The organism is Vibrio cionasavignyae (genome assembly GCF_050337155.1).
Classification (GTDB): domain Bacteria; phylum Pseudomonadota; class Gammaproteobacteria; order Enterobacterales; family Vibrionaceae; genus Vibrio; species Vibrio nomapromontoriensis.
On the sequence record NZ_JAKJSR010000013.1, the window covers coordinates 1 to 26026 of the forward strand.

Annotated in this window: 28 protein-coding genes and 1 pseudogene; 14 read left to right on the plus strand and 15 right to left on the minus strand. The window is 43.2% G+C overall.

Annotated elements, in window-relative coordinates:
- From L4D74_RS09600 to L4D74_RS09615, 4 genes are all read right to left on the minus strand, one after another.
- Positions 1 to 175 (minus strand): redoxin domain-containing protein (locus L4D74_RS09600; protein WP_428752112.1); only part of this gene is annotated, 175 nt, incomplete at its 3' end.
- Positions 176 to 579: 404 nt separating this feature from the next.
- Positions 580 to 1254: a DUF1868 domain-containing protein gene (locus L4D74_RS09605; RefSeq protein WP_428751919.1), complete on the minus strand. Its 675-nt coding sequence runs from the start codon at positions 1252 to 1254 to the stop codon at positions 580 to 582.
- Between the two features lie 21 nt (positions 1255 to 1275).
- A complete protein-coding gene (locus tag L4D74_RS09610) occupies positions 1276 to 2400 on the minus strand; it encodes an ROK family protein (RefSeq protein WP_428751921.1) in 1125 nt (374 codons plus the stop codon).
- Positions 2401 to 2480: 80 nt separating this feature from the next.
- Positions 2481 to 3308, minus strand: coding sequence for a glycerophosphodiester phosphodiesterase (locus L4D74_RS09615; protein ID WP_428751922.1), 828 nt, complete (start codon positions 3306 to 3308; stop codon positions 2481 to 2483).
- 241 nt (positions 3309 to 3549) lie between these two features.
- Here L4D74_RS09615 and L4D74_RS09620 point away from each other — a divergent pair, with 241 nt between their 5' ends.
- The 6 genes from L4D74_RS09620 to L4D74_RS09645 all read left to right on the plus strand — a co-directional run bounded on the left by L4D74_RS09620 (position 3550) and on the right by L4D74_RS09645 (position 9343).
- On the plus strand, positions 3550 to 4620 hold the full coding sequence (locus L4D74_RS09620) for an ABC transporter ATP-binding protein (protein ID WP_428751924.1): 1071 nt from the start codon (positions 3550 to 3552) through the stop codon (positions 4618 to 4620).
- Positions 4617 to 5486, plus strand: coding sequence for an ABC transporter permease (locus tag L4D74_RS09625; protein ID WP_428751925.1), 870 nt, complete (start codon positions 4617 to 4619; stop codon positions 5484 to 5486). The genes L4D74_RS09620 and L4D74_RS09625 overlap by 4 nt, the downstream gene beginning before the upstream one ends.
- On the plus strand, positions 5483 to 6328 hold the full coding sequence (locus L4D74_RS09630) for an ABC transporter permease (protein ID WP_428751927.1): 846 nt from the start codon (positions 5483 to 5485) through the stop codon (positions 6326 to 6328). Before L4D74_RS09625 ends, L4D74_RS09630 begins: the two co-directional genes overlap by 4 nt.
- A 15-nt stretch (positions 6329 to 6343) precedes the next feature.
- Positions 6344 to 7441 carry an extracellular solute-binding protein gene (locus L4D74_RS09635; RefSeq protein ID WP_428751929.1) on the plus strand — a complete coding sequence of 366 codons (1098 nt, stop codon included), beginning with the start codon at positions 6344 to 6346 and terminating at the stop codon, positions 7439 to 7441.
- A 330-nt stretch (positions 7442 to 7771) separates the two neighbouring features.
- The gene (locus L4D74_RS09640) at positions 7772 to 8392 is read left to right on the plus strand and encodes a hypothetical protein (protein WP_428751931.1); all 621 of its coding nucleotides are present in this window, start codon (positions 7772 to 7774) and stop codon (positions 8390 to 8392) included.
- Positions 8393 to 8692: 300 nt separating this feature from the next.
- Entirely contained in the window at positions 8693 to 9343 is a 651-nt protein-coding gene (locus L4D74_RS09645) for a hypothetical protein (protein ID WP_428751932.1), read from the plus strand.
- Between the two features lie 503 nt (positions 9344 to 9846).
- Here L4D74_RS09645 and L4D74_RS09650 read toward each other — a convergent pair.
- The 6 genes from L4D74_RS09650 to L4D74_RS09675 form a co-directional block, all read right to left on the minus strand.
- Entirely contained in the window at positions 9847 to 10185 is a 339-nt protein-coding gene (locus L4D74_RS09650; protein WP_428751934.1) for a HopJ type III effector protein, read from the minus strand.
- Between the two features lie 258 nt (positions 10186 to 10443).
- The gene (ahpC, locus tag L4D74_RS09655; protein ID WP_428751935.1) at positions 10444 to 11001 is read right to left on the minus strand and encodes an alkyl hydroperoxide reductase subunit C; all 558 of its coding nucleotides are present in this window, start codon (positions 10999 to 11001) and stop codon (positions 10444 to 10446) included.
- Between the two features lie 550 nt (positions 11002 to 11551).
- Positions 11552 to 12568 carry a HupE/UreJ family protein gene (locus tag L4D74_RS09660; RefSeq protein WP_428751936.1) on the minus strand — a complete coding sequence of 339 codons (1017 nt, stop codon included), beginning with the start codon at positions 12566 to 12568 and terminating at the stop codon, positions 11552 to 11554.
- A gap of 3 nt (positions 12569 to 12571) precedes the next feature.
- The gene (locus L4D74_RS09665) at positions 12572 to 13375 is read right to left on the minus strand and encodes a peptidyl-prolyl cis-trans isomerase (RefSeq protein ID WP_428751937.1); all 804 of its coding nucleotides are present in this window, start codon (positions 13373 to 13375) and stop codon (positions 12572 to 12574) included.
- Between the two features lie 258 nt (positions 13376 to 13633).
- A complete protein-coding gene (locus L4D74_RS09670) occupies positions 13634 to 14689 on the minus strand; it encodes an arginase family protein (RefSeq protein ID WP_428751938.1) in 1056 nt (351 codons plus the stop codon).
- A gap of 120 nt (positions 14690 to 14809) precedes the next feature.
- The gene (locus tag L4D74_RS09675; RefSeq protein ID WP_428751939.1) at positions 14810 to 15226 is read right to left on the minus strand and encodes a hypothetical protein; all 417 of its coding nucleotides are present in this window, start codon (positions 15224 to 15226) and stop codon (positions 14810 to 14812) included.
- Between the two features lie 499 nt (positions 15227 to 15725).
- Here L4D74_RS09675 and L4D74_RS09680 point away from each other — a divergent pair, with 499 nt between their 5' ends.
- The 6 genes and pseudogenes from L4D74_RS09680 to L4D74_RS09705 all read left to right on the plus strand — a co-directional run bounded on the left by L4D74_RS09680 (position 15726) and on the right by L4D74_RS09705 (position 20113).
- Positions 15726 to 16829, plus strand: coding sequence for a dimethylarginine dimethylaminohydrolase family protein (locus tag L4D74_RS09680; protein ID WP_428751940.1), 1104 nt, complete (start codon positions 15726 to 15728; stop codon positions 16827 to 16829).
- A 72-nt stretch (positions 16830 to 16901) separates the two neighbouring features.
- Positions 16902 to 17651: a twin-arginine translocase subunit TatC gene (gene tatC / locus L4D74_RS09685; RefSeq protein ID WP_428751941.1), complete on the plus strand. Its 750-nt coding sequence runs from the start codon at positions 16902 to 16904 to the stop codon at positions 17649 to 17651.
- 5 nt (positions 17652 to 17656) lie between these two features.
- Positions 17657 to 17803 (plus strand): annotated as a pseudogene (gene tatA, locus L4D74_RS09690) (twin-arginine translocase TatA/TatE family subunit); the annotation flags it as partial.
- A 35-nt stretch (positions 17804 to 17838) separates the two neighbouring features.
- The gene (gene tatB / locus L4D74_RS09695; protein ID WP_428751942.1) at positions 17839 to 18030 is read left to right on the plus strand and encodes a Sec-independent protein translocase protein TatB; all 192 of its coding nucleotides are present in this window, start codon (positions 17839 to 17841) and stop codon (positions 18028 to 18030) included.
- Between the two features lie 37 nt (positions 18031 to 18067).
- Positions 18068 to 18958, plus strand: a complete 891-nt coding sequence (locus L4D74_RS09700; RefSeq protein ID WP_428751943.1) for a transporter family protein — start codon at positions 18068 to 18070, stop codon at positions 18956 to 18958.
- A gap of 81 nt (positions 18959 to 19039) precedes the next feature.
- Positions 19040 to 20113, plus strand: coding sequence for a GGDEF domain-containing protein (locus tag L4D74_RS09705; RefSeq protein WP_428751944.1), 1074 nt, complete (start codon positions 19040 to 19042; stop codon positions 20111 to 20113).
- A 285-nt stretch (positions 20114 to 20398) separates the two neighbouring features.
- Here L4D74_RS09705 and L4D74_RS09710 read toward each other — a convergent pair whose 3' ends face one another.
- Complete coding sequence (locus L4D74_RS09710; protein ID WP_428751945.1) at positions 20399 to 20737, minus strand: HopJ type III effector protein; 339 nt, start codon at positions 20735 to 20737, stop codon at positions 20399 to 20401.
- Between the two features lie 258 nt (positions 20738 to 20995).
- Positions 20996 to 21553 carry an alkyl hydroperoxide reductase subunit C gene (gene ahpC / locus L4D74_RS09715; protein WP_428751946.1) on the minus strand — a complete coding sequence of 186 codons (558 nt, stop codon included), beginning with the start codon at positions 21551 to 21553 and terminating at the stop codon, positions 20996 to 20998.
- A gap of 260 nt (positions 21554 to 21813) precedes the next feature.
- On the opposite strand from ahpC (L4D74_RS09715), the gene L4D74_RS09720 reads away from it, so the two are divergent.
- On the plus strand, positions 21814 to 22794 hold the full coding sequence (locus L4D74_RS09720) for a hypothetical protein (protein WP_428751947.1): 981 nt from the start codon (positions 21814 to 21816) through the stop codon (positions 22792 to 22794).
- Positions 22795 to 23161: 367 nt separating this feature from the next.
- Here L4D74_RS09720 and L4D74_RS09725 read toward each other — a convergent pair whose 3' ends face one another.
- The 3 genes from L4D74_RS09725 to L4D74_RS09735 all read right to left on the minus strand — a co-directional run bounded on the left by L4D74_RS09725 (position 23162) and on the right by L4D74_RS09735 (position 25503).
- A complete protein-coding gene (locus L4D74_RS09725; RefSeq protein ID WP_428751948.1) occupies positions 23162 to 24319 on the minus strand; it encodes a winged helix-turn-helix domain-containing protein in 1158 nt (385 codons plus the stop codon).
- Positions 24320 to 24395: 76 nt separating this feature from the next.
- Positions 24396 to 25187 (minus strand): metallophosphoesterase family protein, encoded by a 792-nt coding sequence (locus tag L4D74_RS09730; protein ID WP_428751949.1) that lies wholly within the window; start codon positions 25185 to 25187, stop codon positions 24396 to 24398.
- A 40-nt stretch (positions 25188 to 25227) separates the two neighbouring features.
- On the minus strand, positions 25228 to 25503 hold the full coding sequence (locus tag L4D74_RS09735; protein ID WP_428751950.1) for a hypothetical protein: 276 nt from the start codon (positions 25501 to 25503) through the stop codon (positions 25228 to 25230).
- 198 nt (positions 25504 to 25701) lie between these two features.
- Between L4D74_RS09735 and L4D74_RS09740 the strand changes: the two genes are divergently transcribed.
- Positions 25702 to 25941: an RNA recognition motif domain-containing protein gene (locus tag L4D74_RS09740; RefSeq protein ID WP_428751951.1), complete on the plus strand. Its 240-nt coding sequence runs from the start codon at positions 25702 to 25704 to the stop codon at positions 25939 to 25941.
- The last annotated feature ends 85 nt before the right edge of the window (positions 25942 to 26026 follow it).

Genomic DNA, 26026 nt, shown 5'->3' on the forward strand with positions numbered 1-26026 from the left:
GCGTAGCGTAATGGTCTGCCAGGTCACCAAGCTCTGTAGGACATACAAACGTGAAATCTGCTGGGTAGAAGAAGAAGACTGCCCACTTACCTTTCACGTCTTGCTCTGTGATTTCTACGAAGTCGCCTTGTTTGAATGCCGTTGCTGAAAATGGCTTGATAGTCGTGTTAATCATAATATCGCTCTCTCTTAACTTGTTCTTTTTTAGAAGGTTAAGCGCTGTTTTGCGCCGATGGATGTATATTGCAACATCGGAGAGTTTTAGGAAATTCGTCTGTTCCTATCTATTTGATAGGAGTTTCCTATTAAAGGAGTGCAGTTCGAGAAAAGTCTTTATGAAACGGAAAAGGTGTAATGCCAGATGAACTGGCACTGATCATTCAACGAAGCGCCGCTTTACAGATAATGCCATCGGTATCACTGTTCAAAGCGGCTAAGAATGTTGATGTTTAGCTACTTCCAATATTGGAATAGACGCTGTGTTACATATTAAGAAACGCCCAAAAATCTGGGAAAAACATAATCTTGTATGAGATTGATGCCGTATTTAACGTTCACTTTATAGGAGCGAATGAAAGGTTAGACTAATTTAAGTACAGGTGTGAATTTAAACATGTCTTGGAAAGTACAGAACTCAACGGGTCCATGAGTCAATCTTCCAAAAGACTGACTCATACGTTCACTTATATTTTGTGTGACTTGTTCAATTTCGCTCTTATCTTGCTCTTCCAGCTCAATAACACGGTAGCTTAATGTAATATGAAAATGATAATCGTCGAAATCCGGAACACTGATGCCCGTCGCTAATTTTAAGGCTTCACGGCACTGTTTAAGCGCTTGGGCCGATTGCTCATTCGCCGGTTTAATGCGGATTGCAGTACCACCAATCGGGCAGTTGTAAACGTAGTCAAACATCATTTCGAAACCACCCTGCGCACCCACTAGGCTTGCTCTAGTCGCAAATAAATCGGTTGTTGCTGAAAGTTCAGCATCTAGGTCTAATTTCGATGTCCACTTATGCGCTTCACGAACCTGATCACATACGCCTTCAAATACCGTCATATGCATACTTTCAATCGGAAGAAAAGCGAATTTATTTCCGCAGTTCATAGACTTAAGCTGATTTTGTGCCCAACGTAATTCGTCAATTAAAGGTAACGATTGATTAAGATGACAAATAAAGGTGTTTCCTGGGAATGTTCTTACACTTCCATTTTCATGGAACTTAACACCCACACTTGGTGCATATTTCATAACAATTATCCGATGTTTTTATTAAATACCTAGCGTGCGAAATACAGGGAACATACATGCCCCATAGGTATTTAGCGACGATCCAATTTTTGAAGGGGAAAACTGAGCCATTGGGTACGAACGTTCAAACTCGACCCAATTTTTTTCAAGCGCCATTTCATCAATAAGGGCTTGGCTGATATGTTGTGGGCAAGAACCACCAATGATCACACAGTCTGGGTCAAACCAGCCTAGCGTCAGGACCAGCATTGGCTTTAATTGAATAGCAGCAAATCGAACCCATTCAGCCACTACCGCATTTTCCAAACCGGGAATATCTTCAGGCCCATCTAGCTCTAAACCTGACGCGACTAATTGATCCAATAAGCCACGGATCGTTGGCTTATTTTCTTCACCTAGCAGGTTAAAGTACGTTCCGATTTCACCGGCATTATGGCGGCTACCACGGTAAAGTTTACGATTGATGATCACACCACCACCCACACCATGGCCTAATTCGAACAACACCATATTTCTTACCTCTGGCCACTGACCAGAATAAAACTCTCCAACGGCTGCAACGTTACAGTCATTATCAATCCAAACTGGCCACTCGAACACATCACCAAAAACCGTGGCTAAATCGACATCGCGCCAATGCTCCATCTGAACAATCGTACGAATCGATTTTCCGTCACCCTCTGAAGGCCCCGGCATAGATACACCGATACCAAGAATTCGAGCATGTTGGATTTTGTGCTTATCCACTAGTACGTCGATTTGAGTTTTAATATTCTTCAGTACATCGACAATGGGTGCCTCTTCAGCGTAATCGATGATTTCAGTATCAATCACTTCACCACAGAAATTTGCCAAACCCACTTCAATCCTATGAATATGGAAGGCGATACCAAATGAAAAAGCTGCATATGGGTTCAACTGTAAAGGGATGATTGGCTGACCACGGCCAATTTTCTCTCTTGGCCCTTCTTTGATCATGTTCATTGCCAGTAACTCTTTAGAAATGCTAGTCACAGAACCACTACGCAAACCTGTTTTTTCAACAATTTTTGCACGCGGTACTGAGCTATGCTGTCGACAAACCGCCAGTAACTTCTTCTGTCCTGGTGTCAATTCTAGTTGTAATGGTTTTATCGGAGTTAACATGTTCAGCTATTCTCTATTTATGGTTCAGTCGTGCATTATTAGTTATGTAGATAGTGCATAATCAGTCAAAAAGTGCGGCGTTAAATCGCCTCCATACCCGCTTCTTGTACTAGCTCTTTCAGCATATCAATATCGTCATGGCTAATCATATCAATGAGACCTTCGCGCAACCATTGAATAATGTCACTATGTACGTCGTAGCCATAATATTGATTAAGCCATTGAGTTGGTTTCATATTTTTATCTTTGTTTGGTAAATACAAACGTGTGACTAAGCCCGAGTTTTTATAATCTTCGAGCACACTTCGCGTTGTATAAGGGTATTCCACGCACACAGCAGAAGCATTTGATTCCAATACGGCATTTAACTGATTTTGATAGCGAGCTAACGTCACGGCTTGCAATTGAATGTCCGGCAAACGAGTTTTCACCAGATTAATTACAGTATGGTCAAACCCCAGTAGTTGGATATACGCTGATGAATTCGGAGTGTGTTCGATCAATTCTGCAAACTTTTCAGCAAAACGGTGATGGTTTCGCCTTTGTTTCACCTCAACAATTAACCCAACGTCATGTTCAATCGCCCATTCAAGCACTGCGTTAAATTTAGGAATAGGCGTACTTTCAAATGACGAGTGGAACCAACTACCGAAATCCAAAGCTTCTAGTTCTGCTAACGTCATTTGTTCTACATAGCCACACCCATTAGAAGTGCGGTTAACACTTGGGTCATGGATCACCACCAGCTCTTCATCTGCTGTCATTGCGATATCGATCTCGATACAGCTGGTATTTCGCTCAACGGCACTAATGAATGCTGGCATGGTATTTTCGGGGCAGCGTATACAGTCACCTCTATGGCTATTTACTAGCACTTTTCCCGTTTTCGCCACATTAAAAGTAAACATAGAGCACCGTACATTAAGTTATATGAAAAAGGTTAATGTAGAATACAGAGATATAACACTTACTGTCAACAAACAAAATGCAACAAAAACCCAAAAACAAAACACACTTTAAAACAATTACTTATTAAACTTTCTGTGATCGACAAGTGATTTTAGCGTAAAAAAATCCGCTCAATAACAAAACTGAAATAAACTACAAATAATCTAACTACAAATTTAAACTTTCACAAAAAGGTTAATCATGGCAATTTTGGAACTTCGTTCTGTTACTAAAACTTATGGTGACTTTTACGCGTCTAAAGCGATCACTTTCTCTGTAGAACAAGGCGAATTTGTCACTCTGCTTGGCCCAAGTGGTTGTGGCAAAACAACATTGCTAAAAATGATCGGCGGATTCCAAACGCCAACATCAGGTGAAATCTTGATGAACGAGCGTGTAGTAAACCGAATTCCACCAGAAAAGCGCGAGACGGCAATGTGCTTTCAATCCTATGCTTTATTCCCACATCTAAGTGTTTCACACAATATTTGTTTCGGTATGGTTCAACAGAAAATCGACAAAAATGAGCAAAAACGTCGTTTAGCTGAAATCTTGTCTCAGGTTGGTCTCGTTGAGCACAAGGATAAGCTGCCAGCACAACTATCAGGTGGTCAACAACAGCGTGTAGCACTGGCTCGTGCGATGGTGACTCGTCCTGACATCATCCTATTTGATGAGCCATTATCTAATCTTGATGCGAAAATGCGTGAAGGTGTACGTTTCGAAATAAAAGAGCTGCAACGTCAGCATAATCTAACTTCTATCTATGTAACGCACGACCAAGCTGAAGCGTTGGCAATGAGTGACCGAATTGTCGTACTTAACGGTGGCAACATTGAACAAATAGGGACACCTGAAGATATTTATTACCGCCCAGCGAATCGCTTTGTCGCAGACTTTATCGGCGCTGCAAATATCCACCAAGCTTATGTTGAGCCAACTTCACAGAGCCACCAATACCGCGTGAGCTGCAACATGGGTGAATTCATCATTGAGTCCGCAGAGGAACCACAAGCGAGTGAGATCTTTCTTTGCTGGCGTCCAGAAGACGCTGAAATTTGTAAGAAAGGCGAACCGAACAGCTTTGAAGTCAAAGTCGAATCATCGGCTTTCCAAGGCAATAACTTGGACGTATTTGGTTGGATTGGGACAGAGACTCCACAAAAAATCCGTTTACAGCTGAGTGGCCGAGTTTCAGCTCACCAAGGTGAAACCATTCACGTCAAACTGCCTGAGTTTGGTATTCGTTTCTTAGAGGGAGTTGGAGCATGAATCTAAAACCCTACTTATTGCTGATTCCCGGAGTAGGCACCATTGCCTTGCTCATGGGAAGCGCGCTCTACGTGGTGGTCGCGCAAAGCTTTGGTTTGTTTAGTGTGATGGGCGAAACCAATGCGACTTTTGAATACTGGCAAACCACTCTGAGTGACCCTATTCTATGGCGCTCGGTGGCTTACTCTCTAAGAACTTCAGTACTCGGTACATTAGGCGCAGTTATGCTCGCCTACCCTATTGCGCTTTGGTTACATAAGCCTATGCCGGGTAAGCCTGCCATTATTGGTGTTTTACGTGCACCTATGTTTGTTCCTGGGCTCGTTGCAGCATTTTTACTGATGAACGTGATCGCTTATCACGGTATTTTTAACGAGTCACTATTAGCTCTCGGTATTATTGATAAACCGATGCGCCTGTCTAACGACAAGTTCGGCTGGAGCATTGTGGTGCTGCAAGTTTGGAAAAACTTACCGTTCGCATTAATCCTGATCAGCGGTTCAATTGCGAGCATTCGAGGCGATCTAATGGATGCAGCTCTAGACCTTGGCGCAACTCGCTGGGCAAGATTCTGTCAGGTGATTTTTCCATTAACGATTCCAGCATTACAAGCAGCGTCTATTCTAATTTTCATTGGCGCTCTCGGTGACTTCTCATTTGCTTCAGTAGCTGGTTCACGCAGTAGCTACTCACTGGCTATGTTAATGAACATTACCGCAACTCAGTACTACGAGTGGGAAAACTCGGCAGTTATCGCGATGGTCATTATGCTTCTAGCCGGTTTATCCGCTGTTGTTCTAACTTTACTAACTCAACCATTTGTTACACGTAAAAGCGTTGTTGTGGATATGGAGAAAGCATCATGAGTCGCCTACGCAACTTAACGAACACCCAATGGGTCATGTTGATTTCCATTGGCTTCTTTGTGCTAGTCAACTTACTGTGGCTTGGTGTGCCATTTGCGATGGCTATCATCTGGTCTCTTGTGGATCCAAACCACCCGTGGAGCTACCCAGACTTATTCCCACAAGTTCTCTCTTTTGGGCGTTGGGTTGAAGTGTGGGAAAATACTTCCCTCCCTGAAGCGCTGCGCAACAGTTATTCGGTTGCACCTGCGGTAGCTATTTTAACCATAACACTAGCAATGCCGACAGCCTATGCCTTTGGCCGCATGGAGTTTCGTGGCAAAAAGCTTGCTGAAATGGTGTCACTGCTACCTATGGTTATGCCTTCAATGATTTTGGCAGTCTTTTTCAGTGCAATGCTCCTTGAACTAGGGTTAACCGACCCATACGTCAACATTGTCATCGCTCACACAGTATTGGCTTTACCTTATGCTATTCGTATTTTGTCGGCCGGTTTTAAAGCCATTCCGCAAGATTTGATTGATGCCTGTTCAGACATGGGCGCAGGCAAAATTGGGACTTTTAAGCACGCCTTTTTGCCTATGCTTAAGCCAAGCTTACTTGCCTCATCAATCTTCTGTTTGGTTATCAGTATTGAGGAATTCAACATGTCCTACGTACTTGGTGCACCTGATTTTATTACGGTTCCAACCATCTTATATTCATTTTTGGGTTACTCCTTTATCAGGCCTGATGCTGCCGTTGTATCTCTGATCCTTGTAATTCCAAATGTACTACTGATGTTACTAATTGAACGTCTATTGAAAGGAAACTACTTGTCTCAATCGACAGGTAAAGCTTAATTTCGTGAGGATACAATGAAAAAAACTCTACTAGCAGCACTACTAAGCACCACAGCATTTTCTAGCTTTGCATACGATGTAAATACAATGACCTGGGAAGAAATTGAAACTCAAGCGAAAGAAGAGGGCTCGGTAACTTTCTCAGTTTGGTATCTTCAACCTGGTTTTCGAAAATTTGTGAAAAGCTTTGAATCAGAGACGGGGATTAAAGTTCGTATCCCTGAAGGCACTCACGATGGTAACCGCAACAAGCTTCAAGCTGAAAGCCGTCGTAATGAGGGCTCTATGGATGTCGTGGCACTTGGCCCAACAGCATTAAACACATTCAAGTTAGAAAACACTCTATTAAGCTTAGATAAACTGCCAGAAATTAAGAAGCTGAATCAATCAGCAGAAGGGATTAATTCTCAAGGCTATGGTGTGACGTTTTGGGGCAACCAAAGCGGACTTGCTTACGACCCTAGCCGTATCAGCGAATCTGATTTACCACAGACGTTCAAAGAGATGGAGAGCTACATCAAAAGCAACCCTAAGGCATTTGCTGTGAATGATCCTAATGGCGGTGGCGCAGGTCAGCGTTTCATCGAGTCAAGCATTCGTCATGTATCAGGCACGTTCGATATGACGGACAAACTTGATAAAAAAGTCGTAAAATCGTGGGCGCAAACTTGGGATTGGTACCAAACAAACGAAGAAGATATGCTGATCACAGCATCTAACGCAGACAGCTTAACTCGTATCAACGATGGTGAAATCACACTAGCTCCGGCTTGGGAAGATCACCTAGCCGGTTTACAAAAGCGTGGCGCGATTACTGATCGCATCAAATTCTACATCCCTGAGTTTGGTATGTCGGGTGGCGGTAACTTCGTTACAGTTGCAAAGAACAGCCAACATCAAGCTGCTGCTTTAGTTTTCATTAACTGGTTAACATCTGCCGAGACTCAAACCGCATTAAACGCAGAGTTTGGCACAGCACCACAGCACCCTGATGCCGACGCATCTAACGCACTAATCTCACAAGAGATGCGCAGTAACTCAACTGAACCGTTTAACTCTGAGTATAGTGCTTACCTGAAGAAGCAATTCACTCGTAACGTGCTAATGCGCTAGTGTCTCGTTAACGATCGATACACTCAAAAATACTAAGGCCTCGTAAACACGAGGCCTTAGTTCTATTCATTACTAGAGAATGATCAGCTCCAGACATGCTGAACACCAAGATAAGCGACTTGAGCTTGCAATACATGGAGTGAGTCATTATTTACTAAGATCGCTAACAAGCTCCTGTCCAAAAGCGAGGTTGGTCTCCACGTTAGAGAACAAGTCGCGTGCCATTTTGAGGCCTGATTGTGACAAGGTTGATATAACTGTTAGCGAGATCTGACTGAGTGATGAGTCATTTGCTATCTTTATAAAAAACCAAGACACAAGGACAGTGCTATGGAATTTGATTGGGTTGAATGGTTTGGTTATCTGGCATCGCTCGTGGTGCTTATCTCTCTAACGATGACATCAATAGTCAAGCTAAGAGTGATTAACTTCATCGGTTGCTTACTGTTTGCAGCATTTGCTTATTTTATTAACTCTTATCCAACGATGTTGATGAATCTTGGTATTGCTTGCATCAATGTCTACTACCTTTACCAGCTTGCGGGGTCGAAAGATAAGTTCAAACTGGTAGCGGCCACCATCGATTCTGAATACTTCGAGCATTTTGTTTCAACCAATGCTAAAGATATCGAAAAACAGACCACCGTAAAGGAATTGAGAGCAGGAAACTCAGCATTTTATCTACTAAGAAATAACGCCATTGCCGGTCTTCTAGTCGGGACTAAGCAAGATAATGGAGTATTCAACGTTTCACTAGATTACGTGACTCCTGAATATCGAGACTTAAAGCTGGCTTACTATTTTTATCAAACCAACCCTGAGCTAATAAAAAGTCGAGGAATAAGTGTGCTTAAAGCAACGGCAAGTACCTCTGAGCATAGCGATTATTTAATACAAGTTGGCTTTAATAAATCGGAAGGCAGTGACTATAGCTATGAAAAAAGATTGTAGCTCCATTGTGAATCACATGCCTAAAGAAGTTTCTTCGCCATTCCCTAGAAAAATGGAATCTTATCCAAGCGCGTTGAGTGGCTAAATCTGCATGTAGCGCTAACTCATCTCTGTCCAAAAGTGAGTTTTAGTGGGCTTGTTGCCACAGTAAAACCTATGCCCCCCCCCCCCAAGACATATACCGTAACATTTACCACCACTTACACACATAGTTTTACATTTTTCCTCTACCTATATGCACCTGCACACCTACACTTTATCTGCCCAACAAAGGGCAAATACCTTTAGGAGTAATTGGTCATGAAAATTAATATAACGCTATTAGCAACCCTTGCTTCACTATCTACGTCAGCTGCTTTCGCTGACACTATATGGATTGAAGATTATTTAGGTGAAGACATAAAGATATATGATGGCACAAATCATATTAAACCATACACTAATGCAAACGGGCGTATTGGCTACTCATTCAGGCCGACAGCATCAAATGTTAAAATGATTATAGGTCAAGAAGAGTACCAAATGCTTACGTCTCGTGGTACTTACGCACCCTATGGTTGTAATTACACGTTTATGTTTAGTGAGGATGGAAAATATCAATCAAACGGTGGGTATTGCACCTCACTTTTTGACAGCCCACCAGAGAGAATCGTCTTACAGAACGATTCTCTGAATGATATTTACCCAGCTTTTGATGCGGGATGGGGTTATGCTGCCGATTCAATCTTTGGCTTCCTAAAGAAAGAGCAAAGTCAGCTATATACTCCTAATAATAAATTTCTGTCATCAATTGGTATTTCATATGGCAATACAATTAAACAAGTAGGTTTCTACGATCAAACTACTACAGAATACGTGACATGTTCAGAGAATCTTGTATTTTCGGGTGTAACTCAATTCAAGTATATTTTTGATGAAAAAACACGCCAAGGTCAATGTGAGCAGTTCTAGATAATAATAGGACTTACGCATTGATGGCTCTGACCTATTTTGGTAGTTGGTTACCTTTTTCTTCTTAATAAATTCACAGAAGTACCAACTACCTCTTTAAATAGCTCACGTTGATGCCGTTACGTATTATTAATACTGGACACCAAGTTACGCAACTTTCCATACTAATAGTTATTCATGAATTGCTAATCTAGGAAACTCACGGGTAAATAATAGTCCAAAGGTGTGGTGTGCTAACTCGATCTTAGCTAACGCATTTTTGTACCATCATGAACTACGACCGATTAGCCACTCAGTTCACGGAGGTATAATTTGACCTACATTTAGTCATTCCAAAAATACGGAATTAAAGTCAGATTATACCTCTATCTAAGTGACCAAGTTCAGTCTGTCATTACATAATAGCATCTCGCTCAACTTAACCTCTAAGGTGAGCAAGATAGTATTGTTTACTGATGGTTGTGTATATGAGCCTGTATTTTGACATGAATCATGTCAACGGCTTACTTAGCTGTTAACGCAACACCATCGAATTGAATACCGACCCAACCGTGTTGGATAAAGTTGCGAATGTTGGCATGATCGCTGCCATTTGGATTCTTTAAAACGTCATCACGATAGAATTGACCAAAACAGGCCAGCGTAGATGACTCATCTAATCCCTGTCTCTGAGCAAAAGCAAAAATCTTGCAAGACCCATTATTTTGGCCTGCTTGGTTTTCGGTTTCTCCGTTAACAAAGCTGACTGGGTTAAAATCAAAATGTTCGTCAATCACTTGCATCGTCTGCTCAAACATGACTTCATTCGGCTTTGTCGCCAGCAACTCTAGAAATTTATCCATATTATCTCGTCCCTCTCTATTGATAAGAAACCGCACTATATCATCAGATAAATATAAGGTGGCGATACAAAAGCAGAAAAACTTGTGACGGACAGTTACGAGCTCGCCGCTAGCTTATCACTTGGAACAGCCCCTTTGCTTTACCACAAAAGCACACGCCCCAATTCGCTAGGCGATATTGGGGCGTGTAACACGGACTCAAACTTCCGTTTAAACTCATTCTTAGTTAGTTGGTATTCGCTAACTTAAGATACTCGCTTAGATTTTGCCAACTAGGTCTAAAGACGGAGCAAGTGTCGCTTCACCTTCTTTCCATTTTGCAGGGCAAACTTCACCTGGGTTAGCCGCTACGTATTGCGCTGCTTTGACTTTACGCATTAGGTCTTCTGCATCACGGCCAATACCTTCTGCTGTGATTTCCATTGCTTGAATCACGCCTTCTGGGTCAACTAAGAACGTTGCGCGGTCTGCAAGGCCTTGACCTTCACGCATCACACCGAAGTTATTGGTGATGTTGCCCGTTTGGTCGCCAACCATGTAGTAATTGATTTTGCCAATTGTGTCTGAGCTGTCGTGCCATGCTTTGTGAGTAAAGTGAGTATCTGTKGATACTGAGTACACTTCTACGCCACGYGMTTGWAGCTCTGCGTAATGGTCTGCMAGGTCACCAAGCTCTGTTGGACATACAAATGTGAAATCGGCTGGATAGAAGAAGAAGACTGCCCACTTACCTTTCACGTCTTGCTCTGTGATTTCTACGAAGTCGCCTTGTTTGAATGCCGTTGCTGAAAATGGCTTGATAGTCGTGTTAATCATAATATCGCTCTCTCTTAACTTGTTCTTTTTTAGAAGGTTAAGCGCTGTTTTGCGCCGATGGAGGTATATTGCAACATCGGAGCGGTTTAGGAAATTCGTCTGTTCCTATCTATTTGATAGGAGTTTCCTATTAAAGGAGTGCGGTTCGAGAGGGAGAGTGTTGTAACACTCGACAACACGCTATTCCATGTTGTCCAAATTCTGTCATTAATCAGGAATCAACACAGGACTGTACAACGTCGCTTGGTGATCACACTGACGGGGTAGATCGTCGTAACGCAGATCTGCCCCATAACGTGTTAAAGCCAATTTAGAGATCATTAATTAAACTAATGGGTGTGAGCTTTATTTTAAACCAAAGGAAAAGCTCTTCGCGTTGTTTTAGGTGCGTAAATATCTTAGCTCGTTTTAAACTTGCTTTTTACAGTGCAGATAGTTTTTCTACTACCAACTTACCCACGTCGAGTAAGCAAACATCGATTTAAGCGAGACATGGTAGAAAGTCCTTTTTTCATTGTATAAATACAAAGCTAGTTAAAAGATTTTGTTTTCATCCTACAGTGCCAAGTAAACTCAAGCGCGTAAATAGCCAATAGGATGCAATCCCACCCAAGAAGTAAACAGGCATATTTACAGTTACTCTACTCAACTTAACGCCAATGGCGCGTATGTTGTATGCCAAAATCAGCATAACGACGACAAACGCAAGTTGCCCTGCTTCTACACCTAAGTTGAAAAACAAAAGTGCTACCGGCACTTCACTGTCAGGTAAGCCTATCTCAGCGAGAGCCCCTGCAAAACCAAGCCCATGAAGTAAGCCGAAAGCAAACGCGACCAACCAGGGACGACGATAAGTTAGCCCCACATGTCCCCTTAGAGCACGAACGATTTCAACGGCAAGAAAGACGATACTTAAAGCAATACACGCTTCAACTGGACTAGATGGGAGCACTAGTAGACCAAATGTTGCCAACCCAAGCGTTATACTGTGTGCAACCGTAAAAGCAGTAATCGTTTTTACAAGGTTCAGTTTCCCTTTTACGATCCAAAGCAACCCGAGAACAAACATAAGATGGTCAATACCGAGCAAAATATGCTCAAATCCCAATAGGAAATATCTCTTCGCTGCATCTAGAAAAGAACCTGAGCCTGCTTTCAACTGATCCATTGAAAGAGTGATCACGCCAGACTCATTCCTAATAAGCTTGTCAGCGACACTGCCATCTCTCCAATACACTTTTAGCATTATGCCATCTCTGTTCCATGGCAATAAAAGCTCATCCCCTGCCTGAAGTGGGCGCTCTCCGGTGAACTCGAACACTTTCCAACCTAGCATCTGGCTGCCGTTAGGCAATGATACAAATTCAAAATCATCTGGAAGAATTGGCGGTGAGAAGACATTTGATACTGTCGGTCCAGCTTGTACTTGGATTGTGTAGGAATAGTTATCGCTCTCTCTTAACTCTGTTCTGGATATTCCAATATCATGAGCAAAAAGGGGCTTTCCCAATAGCAATAGCAATAGCAAGATAGCCAGTAAGTACTTCAACGCTAATCCTTTGCTCATTAACTACCGCTCTATCACTATCTGATAATTGTTACGCACGTTTGCGAGCTCTAACTGAACAAGCTTGCGCGCCTCGGTTAGTTCCCAATCCATTCTCAGATAATCCTCAATATCCTCATAAGGAGCCGTCACAGGAGGGATACTTCGTAGCTTTCGAACAAAATGAACACCTTGATTGGAAACAAATGGTCCCATCCAATCATCCGACTGTGTTTCTGCTAAAGCTTTTGCCGCGTCAAAACCAAATAGATCCGTTAGTTCTCCTTTCGTTCCTTGTAAGGTTTCTTGCCCTAGAGATGGGCGGTGAAAGTCTCCTTTAATGGAAAGATCTTGATGACTTTGAAGTGCCGCCAATAACGCCGTTGGTACTCGACTTTGCTCAGAGAAAAACAGGTGCTGAGTTTCTAGTAGTTCTGGGGTGGTATATTTTGCTAGGTTTTCTTTGTAGTAGGTTTGAAGCTGACCATTTGTAGGTAGAGAAACTTCCGATATCAGTAGACCCCTCATTTTTAAAATCATGTTGTGACGCATTCTTGAATCGCCGACGTTCAAGCCTCGCCTGTATGCCTCTCGATACAAAATCTCATCGTCTATGTACGCGGCGATTAAGTTGTCAATGTCTTGCTTAGACAGAGTGTTTAATTCTAGATTCTGACGTTTCTTAATCAGAAATTCGATACTGTCTTGGTCGACAATAATCAGCTCTTTCTGCTCTGGTACTAAAACCCTATCTACGGCAAAAATCAGAGCCCCTATGAGCAAAAAGTGAATTAAGGGTTCCCGCCATAACGTTGATTTAAATTCCATTTACTACTTAATCCTCGAAATGAATAGCTAAACTAGGCCAGGTTGGTTTAGCTATTCCGTCACTTTAATTTATTTTATTGGGCTATCGTGGCTAATCCGCTCTGGTTGGTAATACATTGGATCCGTTATCCCTTCTTTTCGACCTTGCATTCCAGCAAGTAGAGAGCGGATCAAGCGGTCCATCAATATGCCAGTATGATTATGAAGGTCGTCCAGTAGTGGGTTGTACTCATTAAACTCAGCTGCGACGATTTCATTTTAAATGCCAAGTGCTCGTACAAGTTGCATTGCCTGGCCAGCAGTCAATCCATCAGGCTCAGCAGTACCTACTCCAGGAGCATAGGCCGGATCTACCCCGTCCATATCAAAAGTAATATAGACTTTTCTGCCCTTGGCTTCTGCCAGTACTTTTGCAAGTACGGCATCCCAACCATCTTTCTCTATCTCTGATTGAAAGTGGAACTTGATCTTATGTTTTCTCATCCAGTTGAGGGTTTCTACCCCGGGGGTAGAGCCTCGCAGTCCCACTTGAATCAAATCACTCCCGTTTATAAGTCCTTTTTCGACCGCCATCTTAAAGAACGAGCCGTTGTGTACGTAGCGTCCAGCTCCCGCTTTATAGGCATCATAGTGCGCGTCAACATGGACAACCAGTACTTCACCTTTCCCGTACTTTTGGGCAAGTGCGGTCATAAAGCCGTAACTTTGAATGTGAGTACCGCCAATACCGATTGGCACCACATCTACATTTAACGCGCTGCCAACTACTCTGTGAATCTCATCTAGGTTGATCTGGTTATCAGCCATCCAGTTGGCGGCAACGTTTCCGTAATCAGCAACGACAAGGTTAGCTAGGTCAACACCGATAGCCTGATCCTCACCCTGAAATGGATAAGAAATATAGTCCACTAGCGACCGCATCCTCATAGCGGCATAACGCCCTCCAGGGATCATTTGGTCTCCCACAATCAACCCTATGAGGGCAACGTCTACGTTGCCTGCCTTTAAGTCTTCCGGGGTACGAGCCAGTGGCGCGCCGAGAAACGTTGGTATGGAACTCCACATTGGGCCGAATTCATATCGGTTTGGGTAATACAATCCGGGGGCATTTTTGGGGTCTTCAGAGAGATTACGCCTTTGGAACAATACATCCTTATCTTCGGCCAAATTGAGCTTACTTTCGTCGTTTGGATCTTTCCAAGGCGCCCACTCATAAGGGATATTGTCTGTAACGTTTGCCTTTTCGGCAAAAGCTAAGCCAGACGCAAAACAGCATAATGAACTGGTTAAAACTAGTTTTGATACAGTGTTCACAACTCTCTCCTTAACCCACAGAGAACACTTTTAAGCGTAGAACGATATGAAGAAAGAGCAATTATCGCTCAGCCTAGCGTAACTAGGCTGAGCGGCACACATAGAAAGTTATGGTTGTATCTAGTTACTTGGCAGAGTTTTAGCGAGCATGGCTTCTGCCTCATCAAACGTGTAATAACCGAGGTCGTACATAGCTTCAACGATTGAGCCCAAGGCGCAATTAATAGTTGAATTTGGCTGTCCGTTATATAACCGAACACTCTTGTCTACAAACTGCAAAATCATTTTTTTTGTCGTAGTACGATCGCTTTCGCTGTGCATTGCCATCGGTTCGCCGAAATCTTCTATCTCCCCTTTTGATATTTGAATCGCATCGCCTAGGGTTCCATCCAAGGCCAATTGATAGGGCAGACCTTCAAAGCACTCTTTATTTTCGACAACTATCTTTTTTATCAACTCTATGCATACAGTGGTATCTGCACCATTTCTAAGAGTACTGCAGTATTTACTATCTGACCAATAGGTATAGTTCGACATCAATATCTCCGTATCCTCAATTATTCAACACGTTAACAGATTAGGGCGAGCGCCTCGTATTCAAGATATTGAACTTTCTTTTTGCATTCCAAATAGAAACCATCGAGAAACTTCATACATGAACGCTTCGGCAAACAAGGTAACACTCAAATAATCTGTAGATTTTTAGCGAAAGAAAAAGACCTTCTTTAGAACTTTAGTATAACGCTAACTGTCGATTCCTGTTCAAGAAAGCTTGTTTCTCACCTGAATCAGAAAAAAGTTATAAATTTTCTGCCACCATTCCATTTAATTAGCCGTTAGTTCAAAGCGATTTCAACCGTCTCCTAACACGCAAATTAATAGTTGATGACAGCTGGCATCAAAATCACCCCCAAGCATCAGTTTACCTGATGGATACTATCTATAGCATTTTTAGTCAGGTTGCTACCGTTTCTACAAGCCAACGGAATGGTAAACAACCAATGGATTGTCACAATCACTAATTTAGGTAAATGACATGGCTAATAACGTATCTCGCAGAAATTTCTTCAAAATGGCAGGCGCTACAGCAGCAGTAGGCGCGGCAGCGGCGGTAGCACCAGCAGCGATAGCACAAGCGATAACTCCAACACTACGCGATAAGAACGGTGTTGGGGTATACAACGAATGGGACCGAATGGAGTCTGTACTGGTAGGTCATCCAGACCGATTCTTAATGCCAGAGGTAGATTGGCCAATTGAGAATTACCAAGGTCTTGATGAAGAGATCAAAGTAGAAATGCGCGAGCGAGCAGGCAACTATCTAGAAGACCTACAACCAGAGACGCATAAACAAGCTCAAAAAGAAATGAATGCTTTGGCTGAGTTATTCGAAAAGCACGGAGTTCAGGTGATTCGTCCTGAGCAACCAAGCGATGAGCTGTGCCGTGGCGAGCGTATGGGGCAATGCGCAATGTATGAGCGTGACAACACGCTAGTGATTGAAGACGAAATCATCGACACCTACTGCCGTATTCAATGTCGTCGTAAGAGTCATGAACTGATGTACCGTGATATTACCAAGCACGCAGAGGAAAATGATCAATACCACTTAGCGATGCCGCGTCCTTCTATTCATGTAGATCAATCCGATGAAACGATCCCGTACTTAGAGGGTGGCGATGTTTTCATTCTGGACAAAGATATTCTCGTGGGTCACGCTGGTATCGGCTCAAGTTATGCGGGTATTGAGTGGCTACGCAACCGCATGGAACCGAAGGGCTACCGCGTTCACACCATAGAGTTGAGTCGTAAGTTCATCCATTTGGATTGTGTATTCATGACACCGCGTCCAGGACTAGCAGCGTGTAATCTTGACGGCGTAAAAGGTGGCAAGGCGGCATTCCCAGCATTCATGCAAGATTGGACTTGGATTGACGTTACTGAGAAAGAGTGCAAAGCAATGGGCTCTAACAGTGTCAACTTAGCGCCTAACAAACCGATTATTGGTGCTGAACACACAAGACTCATCGCTGAGCTAGAAAAACATGGTGTAGAGTGTATTACTCTGCCATACACAACGACCTCAATGTTCGGTGGCGGCCCTCGCTGTTCAACTCACCCACTAAAACGCAAAGCATAATCAAGCTCAGTGTTGGCCGAGAATACTACTCGGCCAACCGAGAGAAGAGCAGGGCTAACTGAGAGAAGCGTTATGTCAGAGAAACTAAGTATTTTAAGTCACTTAAATGAGTTAAAAGCCGTGTTGTTAAAAGCAATAACATCGGTGTTATTGGTATTTTTAATTCTGGTTTACTTCGCTGGCGACATATACGAATTTGTTTCAGCACCGCTTATAGAAACCTTACCCAGCGGTACAAGTATGATTGCTACGCAAGTGGTTTCACCTTTTTTTACTCCACTCAAGCTCACGCTTTACGTGTCAGTATTCTTAGCTGTGCCTTATTTGCTTTTCGTGATGTGGCGCTTTGTCGCTCTGGGGCTTTATCAGCATGAAAAGAAGGCTGTGCTACCTCTTGTTATGAGCTCTTCCGTTTTGTTCTATGGCGGTGTTTCATTTGCTTTTTTTGTTGTACTACCTATCGCATTTTCTTTCTTCAGTTCCGTGGCACTGGAGGGAGTCAACATAGCGACTGATATCGATAGTTATCTAAGTTTTGTTCTAAAGATATTCCTCGCATTTGGGTTAGCGTTTCAAATGCCTGTCGCCACAGTATTAGTCTGTTTAACGGGAATATCGTCACATCAGGATCTACGGAAGAAAAGAGCCCATATCATCGTTGGCGCATTTGTTATTGGAATGATGTTAACACCGCCCGATATGTTTTCGCAGACACTTTTGGCCATCCCAATTTGGCTTTTATTTGAAGCTGGTTTATTAGTCGCTCGCTTCTATGAACCTAATTGTAATCACATTGATTCTACACTTTACACAGAGAGATAATCATCATGGCAGGTATTTCTATTTGGCAACTCGCTATCATCGCAGTCATCGTCGCCCTTGTATTTGGCACCAAACGTTTAAAAACCATTGGTGGTGATGTAGGTGAGTCTATTAAAGGGTTCAAAAAGGCGATGTCCGACGATGAATCATCAGGAAAAGATCAATTACCGAAATTATAGGTGGCTCTATGTTTGATATTGGTATGGTCGAAATGGTGCTAATTGCTATCGTCGGATTGGTGGTGTTAGGCCCCCAAGAAATGAAGTTAGCGGTAAAAAGCCTATCACGTCTTATTAAAAAATCGAGAGCGTTGGCGGCGGATATTTCCAAACAATTAGAGGCGGAAATAGAAGTTAAAGAAAAAGCACAAAAAAAATAGTTACATCGCCACGGATGGCTCTCATCAGGTAATTTAAATGAAATTGAGAATATTCTTCGCTCTAGCTTTCGCTATGAGTGGCGTTGCTGCACACGCCAACGTTGAGGGTACTGCAAATCAACCAGGGTTCAATGCTACTGCAAACGCTGGCGTTTATCCTGGAAAAGGACTACTTGGCGTCGTCACTTATGGTCATTACCGCCTTCAGGGTGTGAATGAGCATGGCACTGATCATGCCAGCCCAAAATACACATCTGTCGACGTACTCTTACCACACTTGAGCTACTACACAGATAAGAAAGTCTTAGGAGGCTTCTACAGTTTTGGCGCAACCGCCGTCATTGGTGGTCTGTACTATGACCATAGCGGGGTTCAATCCGGCGTGTCACGGAGTCCGTGGTTCACGCCGATACGATTAAACTGGACTTTAGGTGATGATGTCCATATTGCCGCAGGTTATACCTTCCGGCTCGGAAGCAGTCTTGCGAGTACATCTACTGACAAAACCTATGATGTTCATATTTTGAATTCCAATTTTACGTACAACATCAATGAACAATGGCAGTTAAATGGTTCCGTTTCTATCGAGCATAGAACGAAAGACCTGCGTCAAAATCAAAGCTGGCAGCCCGGCAATATTGGTTACTTTGAGGGTTCAGCCGTCTATAAATTCGAAAGTGGCCGTACATTGGGAGCCTACGGCTACCATGTGACACACCTAAATAAAGATAAAGGTACTCAGTTTACTCCTGAGGGTTCACTAATAATGGGCAGTGGCTATGCCAACTTAACGGGTATAGGTGCAGAGTTTACATCTCCAATTTCGCTTTTAAAAAGTACTATGTCAGTGCGCGTTTTTTCTGAACCAAGTCGCAGTAATCATATGTATGGCACTCGTGCGTTTGTTTCGCTGACTCACAAGTTTTAATCACACTTAATCATTTCGAGCAGATATAGCAAAGCTTGCTGTCGCTCTGATCATTCAATCGTTTCTGAGAGGAATCAAATTATGTTGAATAACGAAGCCCTGTTGGCAGCGCAAGCAATGCTTGATTTTGAGATAACTATTTATGCTATATACGCTATCTTAATTATCGGCGCATTAATAGAAATGAACATCGATACGGATGGAAGTAAAGGCAATGCCATCGATGGTTATAGCACATATAATTTAATGGCTAATGAAGTATCGAACCAATTATTTCTGAGTGCCTTTAATAGCCTGGATAAACAGATTGCGATTATAGATGAAACAGGTCGAATTATTTTCACAAACACAAGCTGGAATAATTTTGATACTGACCTCGATAATGCTCTCAACTGGTTTGGGCTAAATTACATTAAGTACTGCGAAGAGGCGGCATCGGAGTATGGCGATGATGCTCTTAAGGTCTTGGATGGCCTAAAGAAAGTCATCACATCGCAAACCAAGGTTTTCAGTTATGAATATCGACGCTATTACTCCTATAATATGGGATGGTACTTAATCCGCGCAGCTCACTTTGCTGTGAATGATAATGTGTTCGCCGTAATTTCACATTGTGATATCACGTCAAGAAAGCTAGCTGAAGAAGAATTACTCAGACTTGCTCACAAAGATGAACTCACGCAAATAGCAAACCGAAGGAACTACGATCTAAGAATCAAGCAACTGTGGGATTCTGCAATCAAGCAAAGAAGAGTCTTAGGCATGCTACTGCTCGATATCGATGACTTCAAAGTGATCAATGACAAACATGGCCATCAAGTTGGTGATGAGGTATTAGTTAAGCTGGCAGAAGAGCTCAAGCGGGTAACCAGAGAAGAGGATATATGTGCTCGTATTGGAGGTGATGAGTTTGTCGTGGTAATTGATGGAGCGAACTTGGATATCGCGACCAACATAGGTAAAGCACTCATCAGTAATATAGAACTACTTTGCAACAGTACAGACAGCGTGAATAGAGCCCACTGCTTTAGCGTGAGCATCGGTGTAAGCTCTATTCAACCTAATGAATCGAATACCTATCGCGATTTTTTAAAGGATTGCGATCTGACACTCTACACTGCTAAGAAGCGCGGTAAAAATATGATTGTGTCATAGGGTATTTATCAATACCTTAGCTAATGCGCCGTTATCTAATTTAGTACAATGTGTAACACATTTATGTCCAAAAAATGAGTTTCAACGTGCGGAAAGTAACTATCGCAACAACGGCTGTATTATTAACGAAGCGGCTTGGAGATAGTAAAGCCATTACGCATACTGTTGAACTCATTGCACCTTGCTCAACTTAATCTCTAAGGAGAGCAAGATTGAATTTATTGCTGATACTTCGGATGAGGTTGTCTATAAGGCAGGGTTATTAACATAAATCATGTCAACGGCTTACTTTGCTGTTAACGCCGCGCCATCGAAGCGAATGCCTGCCCAACCGTGTTGGATAAAGTTGCGAATGTTGGCATGGTCGCTGCCGCTTGGATTCTTTAAAACGTCATCACGATAGAATTGACCAAAACAGGCCAGCGTAGATGACTCATCTAACCCCTGCATCTGAGCAAAAGCAAAAATCTTACAAGACCCATTATTTTGGCCTGCTTGGTTTTCGGTTTCTCCGTTTACAAAGCTGACTGGGTTAAAATCGAAATGTTCGTCAATCACTTGCATCGTCTGCTCAAACATAACTTCATTCGGCTTTATCACCAGCAACTCTAGAAATTTATCCATATTATCTCGTCCCTCTCTATTGCTAAGAGACCGCACTATACCATCAGATAAATATAAGGTGGCGATACAAAAGCAGAAAAACTTGTGACGGACAGTTACGAGCTCGCCGCTAGCTTATCACCTGGAACAGCCCCTTTGCTTTGCCACAAAAGCACACGCCCCAATTCGCTAGGCGATATTGGGGCGTGTAACACGGACTCAAACTTCCGTTTAAACTCATTCTTAGTTAGTTGGTATTCGCTAACTTAAGATGCTCGCTTAGATTTTGCCAACTAGGTCTAAAGATGGAGCAAGTGTCGCTTCACCTTCTTTCCATTTTGCTGGGCAAACTTCACCTGGGTTAGCCGCTACGTATTGCGCTGCTTTGACTTTACGCATTAGGTCTTCTGCATCACGGCCAATACCTTCTGCTGTGATTTCCATTGCTTGAATCACGCCTTCTGGGTCAACTAGGAACGTTGCGCGGTCTGCAAGGCCTTGGCCTTCACGCATMACACCGAARTTATTMGTGATGTTGCCCGTTTGGTCGCCAACCATGTAGTAGTTGATTTTGCCGATTGTGTCTGAGCTGTCGTGCCATGCTTTGTGAGTAAARTGMGTATCTGTTGATACTGAGTACACTTCTACGCCACGYGCTTGAAGCTCTGYGTAATGGTCTGCMAGRTCACCMAGCTCTGTTGGACATACAAATGTAAAATCTGCTGGGTAGAAGAAGAAGACTGCCCACTTACCTTTCACGTCTTGCTCTGTGATTTCTACGAAGTCGCCTTGTTTGAATGCCGTTGCTGAAAATGGCTTGATAGTCGTGTTAATCATAATATCGCTCTCTCTTAACTTGTTCTTTTTTAGAAGGTTAAGCGCTGTTCTGCGCCGATGGAGGTATATTGCAACATCGGAGAGTTTTAGGAAATTCGTCTGTTCCTATCTATTCAATTGGCAAGTCCTATCAAAACATTACCATGCTGTTGTTTGAAATACGTCGACGCCATTCTTTATGGTTTCAAACTCTGACAAACCAGTACAGACGGCAACACGAACCTTTGCTAACTTGATTAAAAAAGCAACGGAATGCCAAAATGAAAGCACTCAGCCAATTACTATTGATCACTATCTCTTTTTCTCTCTTTGCAGGGGCAACAGAGCTTCATCTCAATGCAATACCGGAATCCCAACTCAATCGTTATATCCAAACCTTCCAACAGCAACAGCAAGAACTATGGATAAAATACGACGGACAGCGTTATCCGCTTACTCTCGCAACAATTACCGAAGACGCATTAGTCGCTCGTTACTCAAAAGGATTGGTGTACATATCGTTTAATTTTGAAAGTGGTCCCGGAAAAAACGTAACCTTACTGAAAGGGGCGTTTGATGACGAACACAGTAATGTCGATCCAATGGATAACGCAGACAGTGTATGGGTGTCTTCTCACGTCAGCTTTGATGAATCTGACGATGGTTATAGATACCGCGGCACATTAAGCCATGCTGGCGACCCTAGCACTGAGTTTACACTCAACTTTAATGACTCCCTCATTGATGCAGGCACCAGCCAATTCAAGTTCGATGCTAACGAAGCAGTACTGACAGGCGAGTTAGGGACGAAAACCTACTTACAGCTGAAAGATATTGTTCAAAACCACCAACAAGTCGACACTATTGTCATCAAAGCCGTTCGAGGCTCATTGAATGACGATATCAACTTACATACTGGAAACTTACTACGAAATGCAGGCCTGAATACGACGATCCCCGAGAATGGGTTTGCTTATTCAGGAGGCGTCGATCTGTTCAGCGCTGGTGTGATCAGAACGATAGAACCCGGCGCGCGCGTTGGGGTGCACTCTTGGTGTTGTTCGGATGATGGTAAAACAGCCAGTGAATTAAAAACAAGCGATCCTGCGCACCATGACCAACTTACCTATTTCAGTAAGATGTTGGGCAAGGAAACAGGCCCTAAATTCTATTTTTATACCCTTTCTGCTGCGCCATTTGACGGTATACATACGATGAACCAAAGTGAAATGAAGCGATACGGCTTATTAACCGAGCAATAGCAACACCTTCACCATCGTGATCAGATGTCAGTCTTAGCGCAAGTCCACTGCTGTGCTCTTGAAGAAGTAGCCCTGAGGACATAAGCGAGTGTCCATCAAAAATGATCACATACTTGTTTACACTAAAAGCACACGACAAAGATGCAATCTAAGTTTGTAAGTATCATACTATTTATACCTCTTTAGTCTAATTCTTCAAACTGATGGATCCCGATAAGATCCAAGTACTACTCACAAAGTAGCCGATCATCCTATAGAGAATTCAACCGGAAACTCAGCCCTCTGGTTTTGATTACTATCTTTATATTCCGCAGCGCTCACCCGCTGCGTTTTTTTTTGCTATTGAAAAGTGCTCAAGTGATAAGATTTACGGAGTGACCCGTATGATTTTGAACGTATCACAAGCATTAAAGCGAGCAAATTGCTGTAGTTCCTGCTCAATCGCCTCCATAAAGGCAGCTTTTTCTACTAACTTTGGCTCTAGGATTAAGTGGAGCACTTCAAGCGTCGCGGTTGCTTTATTGACCTTACAATCCGCTCTTGCCACCAGCTCTCCCGCCCACAATATTGGTAAACAAAAATAGCCAAACTGGCGCTTTTCTTTTGGCACATAGCACTCAAGAAGATAATCAAAATTAAATAACGTTTTTAGACGCTGACGTTGAATAAGGCAATTGTCGAAGGGGGACAAAATAACGGCCTTCGTTCGTGATATTGGACGCTTCAATTGGTCAATAGCACCGAGGCACGCGACATAATGATTTCCTTCTACATCAATGGTGACCAGCGTTTGCTCTTCGAGCATGTCATCAATCACGCCGCTGACCACCGTTTTTAATCCTTTGAGTAAATAGGTCATTTCAGAAACGCGTCCAAGACCGTTGGCCTGCAAATATTGAGTGACTAAAAAGCGCGCATACTCTCGCTCCGATGGGACGCTCACGTCAGTATCTATGGGGATCACTCGTTCCGTCAAATCGTAGACTTTATGAAAATTACGCCGTTCGCTGACCATCAAATCGCCTTGCATAAACAAGCACTCGAGCGCTTGCTTAGTAGGCTTACTACCCCAACCTTTACTGTTATTGCTGGCCCCCGAAAAATCCTTTGCCATTAAGGGACCTTCTTCTCTAATTCTCTCCAGTACCTGTTCCATTAGCGCTCGGTCGTGGTTATACCAATGGCGCAAACGCCCTTCTTTAAATGCTTGTTTGCGAAATAAGCTGAAACGATAATCACGCATAGGCAGATACGCGGCGGCGTGAGCCCAGTATTCAAAAATCGCGCGTTGTTGGGTGAGTTGCTCAATATGCTCTGGCAAATAGCGGCGATTTCTGTTCCACAAGGTATGGTGATGGGCACGTTGAACCACCGATATGGTATCAATCTGAACATAGCCTAGATGTTCAATCGCCGACAGAGTCGCGTCATGCGATTTACCCTTTTGATGTTTAGCAGGCAGCAGCTGTGACAATAACACCAACTTTTGTGCCTCTGATATCGACAATTTCTCAGAATAAACCACATGTGCTCCTTTCATGGTGGCCGCAAAGTCCAAGGACTCGACGTTAACAGTAAATATAATGCGAGCGAGTCCTCCCTCACTCCTGACGACGCCCTGTCGTCAGAAAGTGAACCCAGTCCATACGCCCTTGTTCACGAGCAGCAGCGACGGCTTTCGATACGTCATAAACCACTTTATTCAATGACACATTCCAGCCCCCATCTTCAGCTTGGGTAAGTAATGCATAAGACGCCATAGAGGAATACGTTTCCATCGCATGAGAAAAGGGCTCATCATCTTCATAAGCAGGCAAACCGACACTTCCCGGATTCACAACGCATTGCCCTGTCGATAATTGAACACATCGTGGCAAATGAGTATGCCCACAAAGGACTATAGGCGCGGTCACACCAGCCAATAGCTCAATAATGTCACCATCAGCGCGAACGACGGCACGTCCAGAAGAAGCGTCCTCTAACAAGTAGGTAAGATCATCGCTAGGCGTGCCATGACAGGCATAAATGCCATTGGGCAGGGAGAAGGTATTGGGAAAAGTTGATGTGTCAGAAAAAGCATGTGTATCAAAAGGGAGCTGCTGCATCCACGCTAATGGCTCTGCCCCTAACTCATCCAAGATAAACTGCATGGTTGGATTGGCTTGCACTTCACTGTCTGTCGCTTGAAAGATCTGACGATCTTGGTTACCGCAAATTGTCAGTGCGTTCAATGTCCGTAAATATTCATACGTTTCACGAGGCGCGATAGGCCCATAAAGTATATCGCCCAAGTTAATAAAATCGCTTACTCCTTTTGCGCGAGCATCGGCGACGACCGCTTTTAAGGCATACACATTACTGTGAATGTCTGAGATCACTGCAAATTTTTTCAACAACACACTCCTTGTGTTTCTGCGCCTACCTTAACGCGAACTATTCAACTTGGTCAGAACTCAGCATACGACTGACTTTATGTCCGCAGGCAAAGCTTACAACGGCAATGGTGACAAAAGTCATCACCGCATAAGCACTGCCTACCCACTTCGAAACGCCAAATCCCCAAACAAAACTAAATACCAAGCCATTAAACGCCTCTGGGACCCATTGGTAAATAGGAAACTGAGAGCCTTCTACAATAAAAAAGACACTCAAAAACAGGGCAATCAGTGTAAAAAGCCCACCCACGATATTATGACGATGAATATGCACCTGTTCCCCTTTCGAATCTGTCGTTTTATCAAAAATTTCATAGGAGACAGTCTACTCTGAGATACGCCATTGCTCAAAAATAACCATTCACTTTCGAGAGTTAGAATAATAAAGCGGAGTTAGTATCAATAATCCCTTGGTTTGCATCGGCTAACCTGAGACAATCGCCGACGGAATTCTTATATCAAACGGTTCATTATGAAACTTTTAGTTCGCAACCTTGCGCGTACAACGACAGAGCATGAAATTCGTGTTCTTTTTTCAACTCACGGCTCAGTGGCTGAATGCACACTCGTCCTAGACCAAGAAACGGGTCAATCGAAGGGCTTTGCGTTTGTTGAAATGCCAAATGAAGATGAAGCTAAAACCGCGATTACTGCATTGAACCTGAGTGACTTTGCCAAGAGCAAAATCCGAGTGAAACGCGCAGAAGGATAAACCTTAGCGATAGCATGCTACGGTTGACGCTGGCAAATCATTCACGCCAACGTATAGCGACATACAAAGAAGCCAGTCATAGCGA